This is a genomic window from Thiomonas sp. 13-64-67 (assembly GCF_002282795.1).
GTDB classification, from domain to species: Bacteria; Pseudomonadota; Gammaproteobacteria; order Burkholderiales; family Burkholderiaceae_C; genus Thiomonas; species Thiomonas arsenitoxydans.
The window spans coordinates 1-15,158 of record NZ_NCKP01000015.1; the positions used below are offsets into that span (position 1 = coordinate 1).

The window sequence follows — 15,158 nt, forward strand, 5'->3', positions numbered from 1 at the left end:
GCGCGACAACCTGCTGTCGCACGAAAAGTTCAAGGAGCACCTCGAACTGCCGTTCGACCTGATCGCTGATACGGAAGAAAAGCTCTGCCACATGTTCGGCGTGGTGAAGAACAAGATCATGTACGGCAAGAAGGTCAAGGGCATCGAGCGCAGCACCTTCGTCATCGATGCTGATGGCGTCCTGCGGCAGGAATGGCGCGGGATCAAAGTCGCGGGGCACGTTGACGAAGTACTCGACGTCATCCAGAAACTCTGAGCCCCAATCACCCCAACGCGGCGCTTTGTTTTGAACCTCAGACTCCGCAGCACCCTGGGCACTCATCGCGGGTTGCGCATGCTCTGCATCGACAGCAGGCGCAGATCTCATCCTGAGGTGGCCAACCATGTGAAAGCCGCTGTACCGTCTCGCGATGGTCAGCGGTTTTTTTGTTGCGGTTTGCTGGTCCAGCCGCCCCTGAATCAGCATCTCCTACTCCATCCCCTTCCCACGTCTGCAAGACTATCCATACGCCTCATGCCCCTGCCTCCCCCACCCAAGTCCATGGGCAGCCTGCTGACCCAAGCTGCTCCGTCGACCACACAGACGCCCTCCGCTTCGCGAAAAACCACGGCGCTCGACAAGGCCCGCCCAATACCTCAGGAGACCGCGCCGACTGTCGCAGTTGCGTCGGCGGCGACGCAGCCCGCGGCATCCACGCGCCAAACACGCCAGCCGATACCGCGTGAGGCCGCCCCCGCTGCGGCGGATCGTTCCGCCCAGAAGGCGGTGCAGCCCAAGCGGGCACCCATTGCCCAGCAACCCGCCAAGCTGTTCGTCCTCGACACCAATGTGCTGCTGCACGACCCGATGTCGCTCTACCGCTTTGAAGAGCACGACATCTATCTGCCAATGGTCACGCTGGAAGAACTGGACGCGCACAAAAAGGGCCTGTCGGAAGTGGCGCGCAATGGCCGCCAGGTCAGCCGTGAGCTCGATGCTTTGGTGGCCGATACCGGCAGCGGCATCGACCAGGGTATCGCGCTGAATCGCACCGGCCATGCGGAGGCCAAGGGACGCCTGTTCTTCCAGACCCGCGCGCACGATGTCGAACTGCCCATCGCACTGCCTCAGGGCAAGGCGGACAACCAGATCCTGGCGGTGCTGCAGGATCTCACGCACATTCATACCGAGCGGCCTGTGGTGCTGGTGTCCAAGGACATCAATATGCGCGTGAAAGCCCGCGCCCTGGGGCTGCATGCCGAGGATTACGCCAACGACAAGACGCTCGACGACGCCGATCTGCTCTACACCGGCATGATGGTGCTACCGCCCGATTTTTGGGATCGGCAGGCCAAGTCGGTGGAAAGCTGGCAGCAGGGCGGCAACACCTTTTACCGGGTGCAGGGCAAGTTCGTCGCACAGATGCTGGTCAATCAGGCGGTTTATTGGGAGAGCGGCAGCGCCCCGCCGCTCTACGCGCGGGTGAAGGAAATCCGCGCGAACACCGCCGTGCTGCAGGTCATGCGCGACCATACGCACCAGAAAAACGCCATCTGGGGCGTCACGGCGCGCAACCGCGAACAGAACTTCGCCCTCAACCTGCTGATGGACCCGGATGTGGACTTCGTCACCCTGGCGGGACAGGCCGGTACCGGCAAGACCCTGCTCGCGCTGGCCGCGGGCCTGTCTCAGGTGCTGGACGCCCGGCGGTACAACGAAATCATCGTAACCCGCGTGACCGTTCCCGTGGGCGAAGACATCGGCTACCTACCAGGCACCGAAGAAGAAAAAATGGGCCCTTGGATGGGCGCGCTCGACGACAACCTCGAAGTGCTCAATCAGAGCGAAGGGGGCAACTCTGGCGGCGAGTGGGGCCGGGCCGCCACGCAAGATCTCATCCGCTCCAAGATCAAGATCAAGAGCATGAATTTCATGCGGGGCCGCACGTTTCTCAACAAATACGTCATCATCGACGAGGCCCAGAACCTCACGCCCAAGCAGATGAAAACCCTCATCACCCGCGCGGGCCCCGGCACCAAGCTGGTGTGCATGGGCAATATCGCGCAGATCGATACGCCCTACCTCACCGAAGGCAGCTCAGGCATGACTTTTGTGGTGGATCGTTTCAAGGGCTGGGGCCACAGTGGTCACGTCACTCTGGCCAGAGGCGAGCGCAGCCGTCTGGCCGACTACGCCAGCGAAGTGCTGTAAGCGCGGGAGAAACTGGCGCGCGATCAGAATTCGCGCGTCAGGTTTTCAAACCGCGTCAGCGGCTTGAGGAAGGCGAGATGCACCACGCCGATCGGCCCGTTACGCTGTTTGCCAATAATGACTTCTGCCACCCCGGCGTCTTTCGAGTCTTTGTTGTAGACCTCGTCGCGGTAGATGAACAGGATCACGTCGGCATCCTGCTCGATGGCGCCCGATTCACGCAGATCGCTCATCACCGGTCGTTTGTCGGTGCGCTTTTCGAGGTCGCGATTGAGCTGGGACAGGGCAATCACCGGGCAATGCAGTTCCTTGGCCAGAGCCTTGAGCGAGCGTGAAATCTCGGAGATTTCAGTGGCGCGGTTCTCGCCGTCTCGCGACGACGACATGAGCTGCAGGTAATCGACCACGATCAAGCCCAGCCGCCCGCCGAACTGACGGGCCAGACGTCGCGAACGTGCCCGCAGTTCCAGCGGATTGAGCGCCGGGGTTTCATCGATGTGCATGTGCACGTCTTGCAAGCGTTCGATGGTTTCGGGCAGACGCGTCCACTCGTCCTCGGAGAGTTGGCCGGTACGCAGATGGCTCTGGTCGATCCGCCCCATCGAACCCACCACGCGCAACACCAACTGCGAAGCGCCCATTTCCATACTGAACACCGCCACCGGCAGTTGCTCATTAATCGCCACATGTTCGGCAATGTTCAGCGAAAACGCCGTCTTGCCCATGGAAGGACGGCCGGCAACGATGACCAGATCACCAGGCTGCAAACCCGCGGTCATCCGGTCCAGATCGGCAAAACCCGTGGGCACCCCAGTGGTATCGGCGCCGCCGCGCTCGGCCAACTCGCTCACCCGCTTGAGCAACTCACCCAGCAGGCCCTTCATCGACTGGAAGCCCGCGGCCGACTTGGCCCCCTCCTCCGAGATGGCGAAAATACGCGACTCGGCCTCGTCGAGAATCTGCTGCACGCCCCGCCCTTGCGGGTTGAGCGCGTTCTGTGCAATCTCGTCGCTGATGGTCACCAGTTGGCGCAGCACCGCGCGCTCGCGCACGATCTCGGCATATCGGCGAATGTTCGCAGCGCTGGGCACGCACTGCGCCAGCGAATTCAGGTAGGGCAGCCCGCCGCATTCCTCGTGCTTGCCGATGGATTGCAGCGCCTCCAGCACGGTGATCACGTCAGCCGGTTTGCTCAGATTGATCAGGTCGGCGATGGCCTGGAAAATCGCCCGGTGCTCGAACCGGTAAAACTGCGCCGCCACCAGCAGATCGGCCACCTTGTCGAATGCCTGGTTGTCGAGCAACAGCCCGCCCAGCACCGACTGCTCTGCCTCGATGGAATGCGGCGGCGTGCGAATGGCGTCTAGGGCTTGGTCTTGCATGGCGGTGGGCGGCAAATGCCATCCAAAAATAAAAAGCGACTTGGCATTGTGCCGCACGCGGCGGCACAAACCAGAAACGAAGCAGAGACAACAAGGGCCGCATTCGCGGCCCTTGTGTCCAGCGCGAAAACCCCGCGATTACATCGCTTCGGCTTTGACCTGCAGGGTGATGTCGGTAACGACATCGGTATGCAGGGCGATCGATACCGGATGCTCACCGGTGGTCTTGACGTGACCCGCCGGGAAGCGAACCTGCGACTTGCTCACTTCAATGCCTTGCTTGGCCAGGGCTTCGGCCACGTCGCCGTGGGTCACGGAGCCGAACAAGCGGCCATCCACACCGGCTTTCTGCACCAGGGTGATGACCAGGCCACCTAGCTTCTCACCGGCGGCTTGCGCCTGCATCAGCTTTTCAGCGGCCAGCTTTTCCATCTCGGCGCGACGCGCCTCGAACTCCGCCAGGGCTGCGGCCGTGGCACGGCGCGCCATTTTCTTGGGGATCAGGAAGTTGCGGGCGTAGCCGTCCTTGACCTTGACCACGTCACCCAGATTGCCGACGTTCAGAACTTTTTCGAGAAGAATGATTTGCATGATGTCGTCCCCGGATTAGCCCTTGTGCAGGTCGGTGTAGGGCAACAGCGCCAGAAAGCGCGCGCGCTTGATGGCGGTGTTGAGCTGGCGCTGGTAGTGCGCGCTGGTGCCGGTCAGGCGGGCGGGAATGATGCGAGCGTTTTCCGCGATCAGGTCCTTGAGCACATCGACATCCTTGTAGTCGATTCTCTCAACCTTGGCGACGGTGAAGCGGCAGAAGCGCTTGCGCTTGAACAGCGAAGACTGCTGGTTGCGACGAGCGCGCTTCGGGTCGTTTTTTTTGTCGAATTTGCGTGGTGGTGCCATGATTTAAACCTCAATGTATTGTGTGACGTGCAACTTCATCTGGCGCGAGCCGCGACGCGATGCACGCAGAAAACCGGAAACTTGCAACAGGACTCCAGGACTGAGACGATGCATTTCGTGAGCAATCTTTCCAAACCCGACACAGCCGATCTGAAGCTGCACTTCGCAAGGCATGTCCGCCTCGAACTGGGTCGATTGATGCTGCAATACAAAATCCAGCGCTTCGATTCCGGCCGGCGTGTAGCGGAGTTCGCCCCGCTCGGCCAAAATACCCTGAAGTTCGAGCCGATTGATCTGGCCGCTATTCAGGCCATTTTTCAGGCTGTTTGCTCCTGTTGGGCCTTGCGAGCCTCGTCGCGCTCGACCTGCTTCATCATGATGGAAGGCGCGGTTTCGGCCTTGTCCGTCTTGATCACCAGGCTGCGCAGCACGGCATCGTTGAACTTGAAGCTGTGCTCGAGTTCGCGCAGGGTTTCCAGGTCGCACTCGATATTCATGCAGGCGTAATGCGCCTTGGCAAGCTTCTGAATGGGATAGGCCAGTTGGCGGCGGCCCCAGTCTTCAACCCGGTGGATCTGGCCCGCCTTGGCGGTCACGGCGCTTTTGTAGCGCTCGATCATCGCGGGCACTTGCTCGCTTTGATCCGGGTGGAAAATCAACACAATCTCATAGTGACGCATGCAGATTCCTTCAAATGCGGCAGGGCGCAGCCCCCTTAGGGTGAGGCCTACGCGCTGTCCTTGTGGATAGAAGCCGCCCGGAGCGCAAAAGCGTCAATTCCGGCACAACCGGTGCGGCAAGGAACCAAGCATTATAGACGAATCGTCTTCGAGGCTCTCAATGTTTCGCCAACTGTTGCCAGGTGGCAATCACGGTGTCGGGATTGAGGGAGATCGACGAGATGCCCTGCTCCATCAGCCATTGCGCCAGATCGGGGTGATCGGACGGCCCCTGACCGCAGATGCCCACATACTTGCCCTCGGCTCGGCAGGCGGCAATGGCCTGCGCCAGCAGCACCTTCACCGCCGGATCGCGTTCGTCGAAAGCCTGCGCCACCAAGCCGGAGTCACGGTCCAGCCCTAGGGTGAGCTGGGTCAGGTCGTTGGAGCCGATGGAGAAGCCATCGAAATATTGCAGGAACTCCTTGGCCAGCACGGCGTTCGACGGCACTTCGCACATCATGATGATGCGCAGGCCGTTTTCTCCGCGCTTGAGGCCGTGACGGCCCAGCAGATTGATAACGCCCTCTGCTTCGCCCAGTGTGCGAACGAAGGGCACCATGATCTCGACGTTGTCCAACCCCATCTGTTCGCGCACCCGTTTGAGGGCGACGCACTCCATCTCGAAACTCTGCGCAAAGTCGGGTGAGACATAACGCGAAGCCCCGCGGAAACCCAGCATGGGGTTTTCTTCGTCCGGCTCATAGCGCGAGCCGCCGATGAGCTTTTTGTACTCGTTGGACTTGAAGTCAGACAAGCGCACGATGACGGGCTTGGGATAGAACGCCGCGGCTATGGTGGCGATTCCTTCGGCCAGCTTGTCCACATAAAACGCACGCGGGCTGACATGGCCACGCGCCACGCTCTCCACCGCCTTTTTCAGGTCGGAGTCGATATTCGGATACTCCAGCACCGCGCGGGGATGCACGCCGATATTGTTGTTGATGATGAACTCCAAACGAGCCAGACCCACGCCCTGATTGGGCACCTGCGAAAAATCGAAGGCCAGGGTGGGATTGCCCACGTTCATCATGATCTTCGTCGGCACCTCGGGCATGGCGCCGCGGGCGACTTCGGTCACTTCGGTTTCGAGCAGACCGTCGTAGATCTGGCCGGTATCGCCCTGCGCGCAGGACACCGTGACCAGCATGTCGTCCTTGAGCACGTCGGTCGCATGCCCGCAGCCGACCACGGCGGGAATGCCGAGTTCACGGGCGATGATGGCGGCGTGGCAGGTGCGTCCCCCGCGGTTGGTGACGATGGCCGCGGCCTTTTTCATCACCGGCTCCCAGTTCGGGTCGGTCATGTCGGTAACCAGCACATCACCCGCCTGGACGAGGTGCATATCGGTGATGGAATGCACCACCCGCACCGGCCCGGCGCCGATTTTCTGGCCGATGGCACGACCCGTGACCAGCACGGCACCCTTGCCCTTCAGGGTGTAGCGCTGTTCGGTACGCGTGTGTCCGTTGGACTTCACCGTCTCGGGGCGAGCCTGCAGGATGTAGAGGTGGCCGTCGATGCCGTCCTTGCCCCACTCGATGTCCATCGGACGCTGGTAATGCGCCTCGATGGTCATGGCAAAGCGCGCCAGCTCCTGCGCCTCGGCGTCAGTCAGGCAGTAGCGGTTGCGCAGTTCGGACGGGGTATCGACCGTCTGCACCAGATGCGGCGAACCCGCGGGTGCGAACTCCATGCGGATCAGTTTGGAGCCAAGATTGCGGCGGATCACCGCCTCCTTGCCCGCCTTCAGGGTCGGCTTGAATACATAGAACTCGTCCGGATTCACCGCGCCCTGCACCACCGTCTCGCCCAGTCCGTAGGACGCGGTGATGAACACCACATCCGGAAAGCCGGATTCCGTATCGAGCGTGAACATCACGCCGGACACCGCCTTGTCACTTCGCACCATACGCTGCACACCGGCCGATAGCGCCACATCGCTGTGCACAAAGCCCTTGTGCACCCGGTAGGAAATCGCGCGGTCGTTGTAAAGCGAAGCAAAGACGTGCTTGATTTTTTCCAGCACCGCGTCGATGCCGCTCACGTTCAGATAACTTTCCTGCTGTCCGGCGAATGAAGCGTCGGGCAAATCTTCCGCCGTGGCTGAAGACCGCACCGCGAACGAAGCCTCTGGATTGCCCGCAGTGAGATCGGCATAGGCACTGCGGATGGCCTGCTCCAGATCGGCCGGGAACGGCGTTTCGATCACCCACTGGCGGATCTGCGCGCCGCAGCGCTCCAGGGCGCGCACATCGTCGGCGTCCAACTCTTTGAGCATCGTCTCGATGCGCTCCCCCAGTCCCCCGGCACGCAGGAATTGCCGGAAGGCGTGCGCCGTGGTGGCGAACCCGCCTGGAACCCGAACCCCGCTGCCGGAGAGCTGGCTGATCATTTCTCCAAGCGACGCATTCTTGCCGCCGACCTGATCGATGTCGCTCATTCGCACATCATCGAGCTGCAAAATGAGCTCATTGCCGCTGTGGGCGGTGTTTTGCTGGGTCATGATGAAAGTCCTTCATAGAATGAAAAAACTGGGCTCGGCGTGGTCTGTGGCGAAAATGACAGGTCTTGTTCGAGTGGGTATCGCCGTCTTCGCAAGTCACACTGACAATGCGGCTCATTCTAGGTTTTGAACGCTGACACATGCCTAACCGCTCGGTCTTTTTCGTCTCGGACGGCACCGGAATCGCTGCCGAGACCTTCGGCAACTCTGTTCTGGCGCAATTCGACGTGCAGCCCCACCGCATTCGCCTGCCGTTTGTCGACACGGTGGAGAAAGCGGTGCATGCGGTCGAGCGCATCAACGAGGTCGAACGCGCCGAGGGCAAGCCGCCGATTGTGTTCGTCACCCTGGTGCACCCGGACGTGCTCGACATCATTCAGGGCGCACGCGCGCTGGTGCTCGACATGTTCAACAGCTTCGTGCAACCGCTCGAAGTGGCGTTCGGGGCCAAATCCAACCATCGCATCGGGCGATTTTCCGATGCCGCCTACAGCCCGCAGTATCACAACCGCATCGACGCGATCAATTTTTCGCTCATGCACGATGACGGCCAGTCCACCCGCAATCTGACCGAGGCCGAAGTCATTCTGGTGGGCGTGTCGCGTTGCGGCAAAACACCCACTTCGCTCTATCTCGCCATGCAGCATGGCGTGAGGGCGGCGAACTATCCGCTCATTCCCGACGATTTCGAGCGCATGCGCCTGCCCGACGGGCTGAACGGTTTGCGGCACAAACTGTTCGGGCTGTCGATCACGCCCGAGCGTCTGAGCGAAATCCGCACCGAGCGGCGGCCCAACAGCCGTTACGCGGCGCTCGACAACTGCCGTTATGAAGTGAGTGAGGCGGAAAAACTCATGCGGCGCGAGGGCATCCGCTGGTTGTCGTCCACGCACAAGTCCATCGAAGAGATCGCCACCACCATCCTGCAGCAGATCCGCCCGGATCGGCTGGAATATTGAGCGCTACCCGCCATGCACGACGACGATAAAAACGCCTATCTACTGGGATTCGCCTCGACCCAACAAAAAATTCCCGAGCGCGAGGAAGCGTTGCCCATCGACCCCGACCGGGCGCAGATTCCGCTCACTGGGTTGATGGTCGATGCGGGCACCGATCTGTCGGGCACGATGGCGGCGGACCGGCGGGTGCGCATTCTGCCGCTGACCATCCAGTGGCCGGGCCGAACGCTGCTGGACAAAGGGACGGCAGAAGTCCGCACCGTATCGCGCCAGCTCAGCCACGAGCGCATCCGCAGCGCCGAGGTCAGCGCGCCATCCGTCGAGGCGCTGAGCTACCGCATGCATCCGCATCTGGCGCTCAATTTCGACCGGCTGCTGCTGCTCGCCACCCACCCGGCCCTGGTGGAGGCCAGCCGCAGCGTGGAGCAGATGTTCAAAGATCATCAGGACGAAATCACCCACCTGCGCCGCGAACGTCACCTCCGGCCCGACTATGCCCTGGAGGTGATCAACACCCGTTCGCTGCTAAGCGGCCCGGCCCTGCAGGCGCGCCTGCTGCTGAACTCTCCCGAGATGCGCATGGGCGATATCCCGGGTCTGCGGCGGCTTGCCCAAACGCTGGCCGACCAGACCGAGGTGTGGCTGGCGCCGGGCCATCCCGCCGATGTCGCCTTCACGCTGGGGCGGCTTGAGCATCCCGATCTGTCTCCCTGGGTGCAGGCCTGCAGCACGCGCCTGACGCAAATCATGCACCGCTATCCGGTGCTGAGTTGCAAAGCCGGGGAGTTCGGTCTGGAAGCGCGGACGAGCAAATGGAAATCGGCAGCGTCGCGGGTGATCGACGCGGCGGCGCAAGCCATCTGGACAAACGCTCTTGCCGCCCCGGTGATTCAGCTCAGCTTCGATGGCAGCATTCGCGAATTGCGCGACTGGCCCGAAATGCAGGCGCTGAAAAAAATGGCCGCCGAAAATGAAGTCAAGCTCCACGTCACCCACATGAGTCTGGGTGGCCGGGTCTGGGCCTCGGCCCAGTCGCTGTCGCTGGCGTTGCTGCGCAAGCCCGCGGGCTAAAACCTAGCTCAGCGTCTTGCTGAACTGAGACTGCCGCACGCCCTCGTAGAGGCAGATCGCCGCCGACGCGGCGACGTTGAGCGACTCCACGCCATCAGCCTGGGGAATGCGCACCAGCGCGGAACACTTGGCGACCAGCGCATCTGAAATCCCCTGCCCTTCGTTGCCGAAGATCCAGGTCACGGGTTCCTTCAAATCGAGTTCGTACAACACCGTGTCAGCCTGCATGTGCGTGGCATAGATCGGGCGCGGCACGATGTTGAGCACCTGCTCCCAGGGCGGATCTTCGAATACCGGAATGACGAAGTGCGCGCCCATGGCTGAGCGCAACACTTTGGGCGACCACACCCCGGCGCAACCCCGCAGCAGATACACCGCGCCGCAGCCCGACGCCGCGGCGGTGCGCAGCATGGTGCCCACATTGCCGGCGTCCTGCACCCGGTCGAGGATGAGCGCACTGCCCGGACGGGGCTTGGACGACTTGGGACGGGCGATCAGCATGCCCACCGGCGGGCCGTTCTCCACCGCAGTGATCCAGTTGAACAGGGCCTGATGCAAGACCACTGTCTGTGTGGTGCCGACGCGCTCGACCAGCGCCGCGATTTCCGGGTCGAGCAGGCCTGTATCGGTGGTGATCAGCGGCTCGGCGGCATGGCCAGCGGCGAGCGCGGCCTCGATGAGATGAATGCCTTCGAGCCAGACCTGGCCGAGCTTGCGCACCGCGCCCGGTTCGGTGGACAGGCTGCGCAGGGTTTTGATCAGCGGGTTTTCAGCCGAGGTAATACGCTTCACGACACGACGTCCTTCAACGTGGGAGGGCGAATAGACTGAGCCAACAGGCGGCGGATAGGGGCAAAGCTGCGGCGGTGTTCGGCGCAGGGCCCCAGTGTAAGCAATGCCGCGCGGTGCGCCGCCGTGCCGTAGCCGCTGTGGCGCTCGAAACCATAGCCCGGGTAGCGCTGCGCCAACTCGGCCATCAGGCGATCGCGGTACACCTTGGCGATGATGGAAGCCGCGCTGATCGCAGGCTCTGCCGCATCGCCACCCACGATGGCACGACAGGGCATGGCCACCTGGGGCGTCTGATTGCCATCGACGAGCAATAGATCGATCTTGCAGGGAAGCACCGCCACGGCGCGCTGCATGGCCAGCAGCGTGGCTTGCAGAATATTGCGCTGATCGATTTCTTCGACCGAGCTCTCGGCGATGCTCCAAGCCAGGCTGTGTGCTCGGATTTGCGCATCGAGTTCCTCGCGACGGCGAGCGCTGAGCAGCTTGGAGTCGGCCAGCCCGGCAATGGGATGGGCGGGATCGAGCACCACGGCCGCGGCTACCACCGGTCCCGCCCAAGGCCCGCGCCCGACTTCGTCGCAGCCGGCAATCAGGGCAACAGGAGCCCCGTCTTCTAAGGCGAATAAGGCGGTCTGCGTCATGCCGGAATCATGTCGAGAATGGCCTGCGAGGCCAGCGCGGCCGTATCTCGCCGCAAACTCAGGTGCATATCGGCGAAGCGGTCTTGCAGGTGCTGCAATTGCGCCGGGTGCTCCAGCAAGTCGCTGGCCGCATCGGCCAGGGCCAGCGGGGTGCAATCGTGCTGCAACAGCTCGGGCACCAGTCGTTTGCCTGCGAGGATGTTGGGCAGCCCGACATCGGGCAGATAACCCCGGCCCGACATCATGCGGTAAGAGAGCGCCGACATGCGATAGCCGATCACCATGGGCCGCTTGAACAAGGCACATTCCAGCGTGGCAGTGCCACTGGCGACCAGGGCGAGATGGCAGGCGGCGAGAACGGTGTGCGACTGACCGTCGATCAGGTGCAAGGGAAGGTCGGGATGAGCGGCCGCCGCCTGCAACACCATGGGTCGCAGGCCCGCATGAGCAATCGGCACAACCACCCGTGACATCTGGCCACGCTGCACCAGCAGAGCGGCGGCGGCCAAAAACGGCGCGATGAGATGCTTCACCTCGGCTCGACGACTCCCTGGCAACACGGCCAGACAGCGGGCGTCTGCGGGCAGAGCCAGCGCCCGGCACGCCGCCTCGCGGTCGGGCTCCAGGGGAATGACCTCGGCCAGGGGGTGGCCGATGTAAGTCGCCTTCACGCCCGTATCGGCATAGAGCGCGGGCTCGAAGGGAAAAATGCAGAGCATGTGATCCACAGCCTGGCGAATCAGTTCGATGCGCTCGCGCCGCCACGCCCAGATGGACGGGCTCACCAGATGCGCAACCGGTATACCCGCCTGCCGCAGGCGACGTTCCAACTGCAAATTGAAATCCGGCGCGTCCACCCCGACGAACACCGCCGGCGGTTCGGCCAGAAGGCACCCGCGCAAACGCCGGCGCATCAGCAGCAGTTCGGGCAGGCGCGCCAGCACGTCGGCATAGCCATTCACCGCGAGCCGTTCGCTGGGCCACCAGGCATCGAAACCCGCGGCCTGCATGCGCGGCCCGCCGATGCCCACGCTGCTTAGACCAGGCGCCCGGTCGTGCAGGGCCCTGAGCAAATGCCCGGCCAGCAGATCGCCGGAAGCCTCACCAGCGACGAAGGCCAATGTCGCCGAAGCACGGGCGGTCATCATCCGCTCAGGGCCGGACGATGCCACGCCCAGCCTCAGCCAGGAACGCCTGCAGCACGCCGAGCGCCTCGGCCGACTGCGGCCGCTCGGCCAGCAGATCGGCCAGGGCGGTGCGTGCCTGCTCCAGCGACAACCCCCGCCGATACAGCACACGGTAGGCGGCGCGCAGCGCGGCGATCTGATCGGGCGAATAGCCTCTGCGCCTCAGCCCTTCGGCATTGATGCCGTGCGGTTTGGCTGGATTGCCCGCCACCAGGGTATAGGGCGGCACGTCCTGCAGAATGACCGAGCTGATACCGGTCATCACATGGGCACCGATGCGCACGAACTGATGCACGCCGGTATAGCCGCCCAGCACGGCCCAATCGCCCACATGAACATGGCCGGCCAGCTGCGCATTGTTGGCAAAGATGGTGTGGTGGCCCACCTGGCAGTCGTGCGCGATATGCACATAGGCCATGATCCAGTTGTCGTCTCCGACCCGGGTGATGCCGCCATCTTGTACCGTGCCGATGTGCAGGGTGCAGTATTCGCGGATCACATTGCGGTCGCCGATCTCCAGCGCCGTATCTTCACCTTTGTATTTCTTGTCCTGTGGCTCGCCGCCGATCACGCTGAACGGATGCAGCCGGTTGTCGGCGCCAATGCGGGTTCGCCCTTCGATGATGACATGCGCGCCCACGCGCGTGCCCGCACCGATGCGCACCTTGGGGCCGACCAGGGCGTAGGGGCCGATCTCGACATCGTCGGCGATTTCCGCGCCCGGATCGACCTGCGCCGTGGAATGAATCTTGGGCATGCTGGCCTTCAGGGCACGCTGCGCTCGGTGCACATCAATTCGGCCTGCGCGACCACGCGGCCCTCGACCGAAGCCTCCGCCGTGAACTTGTAGATGCCCCGCATATTGCGCGTCATCTCGACGTACAGATCGAGCCTATCGCCCGGAATAACGGGCTGTTTGAAGCGCGCATTGTCGATACCCACCAAGTAATACAGCGACCCCTGCGCCGGTGTTTTTCCCACCGAACCAAACGCCAGAATGCCCGAAGCCTGCGCCAGCGCCTCAAGAATGAGCACACCGGGCATGATGGGCTTCTGCGGGAAATGACCGGTGAAAAACGGCTCGTTGAAAGTGATGTTCTTGTAGGCCTTGATGTACTTGCCGTTCACTTGCTCGACCACGCGATCGACGAGCAGCATGGGGTAACGATGCGGAAGCAGTTCAAGGATTTGCGTGATGTCTTGCGTGGTCGTCATGTCGATGGTTCTGTTTTCAAAGACTCGGTGTGTTGTTCTATATGTTGTTCCAAACGGCGGATGCGGTCTCGCAGTTGATGCAACTGGCGCACGGTCGCCGCATTGCGCTCCCAGTTGGCATGGGTATCCAGCGGGAAAGCGCCGGTGTACATACCCGGCTGACGCACGGAGCGCGAGACCAGCGACATGCCGCCGATGACCACGCCATCGGCAATGCTCAAGTGTCCCGCAATGCCGACCCCTCCGCCGATAAAGCAGTAGGCGCCGATCTCCGCACTGCCCGATATGCCCACGCAACCCGCCAGCGCGGTATGCGCGCCGATGCGCACGTTGTGAGCAATCTGTACCAGATTGTCGATTTTCACGCCCAAGCCGATTTCGGTATTGTCGAGCGCACCGCGGTCGATGGTGCTGTTCGCTCCCACCTCTACATCGTCTTCCAACACGGCAATGCCGACCTGGGCGATCTTCACTCCGGCGCCGCTGGCATCCCGCGCATAACCAAAGCCATCGCTGCCGACCACCGCGCCCGACTGCAATACGCAACGCGCTCCGAGTCGACACCCCCAGGCCACGCTACTGCGCGGATGAAGCACCGAGCCGGCGCCGATCACGGCATCGCGACCCACGAAGCAGCCTGCCCCGATATGCGCCGCTTCCCCAATTTGCGCACCCGCCTCGATGACCGCAAAGGCGTCCACCCGTGCAGCGGGAGAAACCTGAGCCGCAGGATCGATCTGCGCGGTGGCATGACACCCCGGCTCAAACGGCGGCTGCCGCAAGGCCCAGAACCACTGCGACAGGTGTGCGTAATACAAATAAGGATCGCGGGCGACAATCGCATTGCCCGAGCGCGGCAACGCACCGCGAAGCGACTCGGGCAGGATGACCGCACCGGCCGCGGTCTCGGCCAGTTGCGGGCGCAGCTTGTCCCGGTTCAGGAAGGTGATGTCGGTTTCAGTGGCCGAGCCGATAGGCCGCAGGCGCTGAACGACCGCTTGCCCGTTTCCGATGAGTTCGCCGCCAAGCCGGGCCGCAATCTGCTCAAGCGTGAGGCCATCCATAGAGATGCCAGGCGTCGACACAGCCGACTGGCTCACTTGCCCGACTGAGCATCCAGCGCTTTGAGCACCTTGTCGGTGATGTCGATGCGCGGATTGACGTACACCGCTTCCTGGAAAATGATGTCGTAGTGATCTTTCAGGGCGATGTCGCGCACGACCTTGTTGGCCTTGTCGAGCACCGAGGCCAGCGCTTCGTTGCGGCGGGCATTGAGGTCTTCGGAAAACTCACGCTGCTTGCGCTGGAATTCGCGGTTCATGTCCACGAGATTCTGCTGCGCCTTGATGCGATCTGCATCCGACATGACCGGACCGTTCTTTTCCAGGCTCTCGTTGGCCGCCTTGATCTTGGCCGCCATGTCCTGCAGATCCTTATCGCGCTTGGAAAACTCGGCCTCCAGCTTCTGCTGGGCCGCCTTGGCCAGGGTTGAATCTTTCAGCACCCGTTCGGTGTTGATGAAGCCGATCTTGAAGGGTGCGTTGGCCGCCGTACCAGCCGCGGGCGCTGCCGTCTGCGCCATGACAGGCGTGCTGATC

At 62.5% G+C, this 15,158-nt stretch carries 17 protein-coding genes; 4 read left to right on the top strand and 13 right to left on the bottom strand.

What is annotated here, in order from left to right; genetic code table 11:
- Positions 1-256, top strand: a 256-nt coding sequence (locus B7X30_RS05825; RefSeq protein WP_286729777.1) for a peroxiredoxin, incomplete at its 5' end; no start/stop codon positions are given.
- 258 nt (positions 257-514) lie between these two features.
- Entirely contained in the window at positions 515-2,191 is a 1,677-nt protein-coding gene (locus B7X30_RS05830) for a PhoH family protein (protein ID WP_286729779.1), read from the top strand.
- 23 nt (positions 2,192-2,214) lie between these two features.
- Here B7X30_RS05830 and dnaB read toward each other — a convergent pair whose 3' ends face one another.
- From dnaB to ppsA, 6 genes are all read right to left on the bottom strand, one after another.
- A complete protein-coding gene (dnaB, locus tag B7X30_RS05835; RefSeq protein WP_041608999.1) occupies positions 2,215-3,573 on the bottom strand; it encodes a replicative DNA helicase in 1,359 nt (452 codons plus the stop codon).
- Between the two features lie 138 nt (positions 3,574-3,711).
- Entirely contained in the window at positions 3,712-4,164 is a 453-nt protein-coding gene (gene rplI, locus B7X30_RS05840; protein ID WP_276709475.1) for a 50S ribosomal protein L9, read from the bottom strand.
- Between the two features lie 15 nt (positions 4,165-4,179).
- Positions 4,180-4,470: a 30S ribosomal protein S18 gene (rpsR, locus tag B7X30_RS05845; RefSeq protein WP_013123685.1), complete on the bottom strand. Its 291-nt coding sequence runs from the start codon at positions 4,468-4,470 to the stop codon at positions 4,180-4,182.
- A 3-nt stretch (positions 4,471-4,473) separates the two neighbouring features.
- Positions 4,474-4,791 (bottom strand): primosomal replication protein N, encoded by a 318-nt coding sequence (gene priB / locus B7X30_RS05850; protein WP_286985907.1) that lies wholly within the window; start codon positions 4,789-4,791, stop codon positions 4,474-4,476.
- A complete protein-coding gene (gene rpsF / locus B7X30_RS05855; RefSeq protein ID WP_013106371.1) occupies positions 4,788-5,150 on the bottom strand; it encodes a 30S ribosomal protein S6 in 363 nt (120 codons plus the stop codon). Before rpsF ends, priB begins: the two co-directional genes overlap by 4 nt.
- Positions 5,151-5,307: 157 nt before the next feature.
- Positions 5,308-7,695, bottom strand: coding sequence for a phosphoenolpyruvate synthase (ppsA, locus tag B7X30_RS05860; protein WP_286729790.1), 2,388 nt, complete (start codon positions 7,693-7,695; stop codon positions 5,308-5,310).
- Positions 7,696-7,835: 140 nt separating this feature from the next.
- On the opposite strand from ppsA, the gene ppsR reads away from it, so the two are divergent.
- Together ppsR and B7X30_RS05870 are read left to right on the top strand one after the other, a co-directional pair.
- Positions 7,836-8,654 carry a posphoenolpyruvate synthetase regulatory kinase/phosphorylase PpsR gene (gene ppsR, locus B7X30_RS05865; protein WP_013106373.1) on the top strand — a complete coding sequence of 273 codons (819 nt, stop codon included), beginning with the start codon at positions 7,836-7,838 and terminating at the stop codon, positions 8,652-8,654.
- 12 nt (positions 8,655-8,666) lie between these two features.
- Complete coding sequence (locus B7X30_RS05870) at positions 8,667-9,725, top strand: DegV family protein (RefSeq protein WP_286729793.1); 1,059 nt, start codon at positions 8,667-8,669, stop codon at positions 9,723-9,725.
- A 3-nt stretch (positions 9,726-9,728) separates the two neighbouring features.
- Here the strand turns inward: B7X30_RS05870 and B7X30_RS05875 are convergent, their stop codons facing one another.
- From B7X30_RS05875 to B7X30_RS05905, 7 genes are read right to left on the bottom strand one after another with little or no spacing between them, the layout of a single operon-like run.
- The gene (locus tag B7X30_RS05875) at positions 9,729-10,517 is read right to left on the bottom strand and encodes a TrmH family RNA methyltransferase (RefSeq protein WP_013106375.1); all 789 of its coding nucleotides are present in this window, start codon (positions 10,515-10,517) and stop codon (positions 9,729-9,731) included.
- Positions 10,514-11,158, bottom strand: a complete 645-nt coding sequence (gene rnhB, locus B7X30_RS05880) for a ribonuclease HII (protein WP_286729795.1) — start codon at positions 11,156-11,158, stop codon at positions 10,514-10,516. Before rnhB ends, B7X30_RS05875 begins: the two co-directional genes overlap by 4 nt.
- The gene (gene lpxB / locus B7X30_RS05885; RefSeq protein WP_286729797.1) at positions 11,155-12,306 is read right to left on the bottom strand and encodes a lipid-A-disaccharide synthase; all 1,152 of its coding nucleotides are present in this window, start codon (positions 12,304-12,306) and stop codon (positions 11,155-11,157) included. Before lpxB ends, rnhB begins: the two co-directional genes overlap by 4 nt.
- A gap of 4 nt (positions 12,307-12,310) precedes the next feature.
- Positions 12,311-13,102: an acyl-ACP--UDP-N-acetylglucosamine O-acyltransferase gene (gene lpxA / locus B7X30_RS05890; RefSeq protein WP_286729798.1), complete on the bottom strand. Its 792-nt coding sequence runs from the start codon at positions 13,100-13,102 to the stop codon at positions 12,311-12,313.
- Between the two features lie 8 nt (positions 13,103-13,110).
- Positions 13,111-13,560 (bottom strand): 3-hydroxyacyl-ACP dehydratase FabZ, encoded by a 450-nt coding sequence (fabZ, locus tag B7X30_RS05895; RefSeq protein ID WP_013106379.1) that lies wholly within the window; start codon positions 13,558-13,560, stop codon positions 13,111-13,113.
- Positions 13,557-14,624: a UDP-3-O-(3-hydroxymyristoyl)glucosamine N-acyltransferase gene (gene lpxD, locus B7X30_RS05900; protein ID WP_286729801.1), complete on the bottom strand. Its 1,068-nt coding sequence runs from the start codon at positions 14,622-14,624 to the stop codon at positions 13,557-13,559. The genes fabZ and lpxD overlap by 4 nt, the downstream gene beginning before the upstream one ends.
- A gap of 32 nt (positions 14,625-14,656) precedes the next feature.
- Positions 14,657-15,142, bottom strand: coding sequence for an OmpH/Skp family outer membrane protein (locus B7X30_RS05905; RefSeq protein ID WP_156055315.1), 486 nt, complete (start codon positions 15,140-15,142; stop codon positions 14,657-14,659).
- Positions 15,143-15,158: the final 16 nt, after the last annotated feature.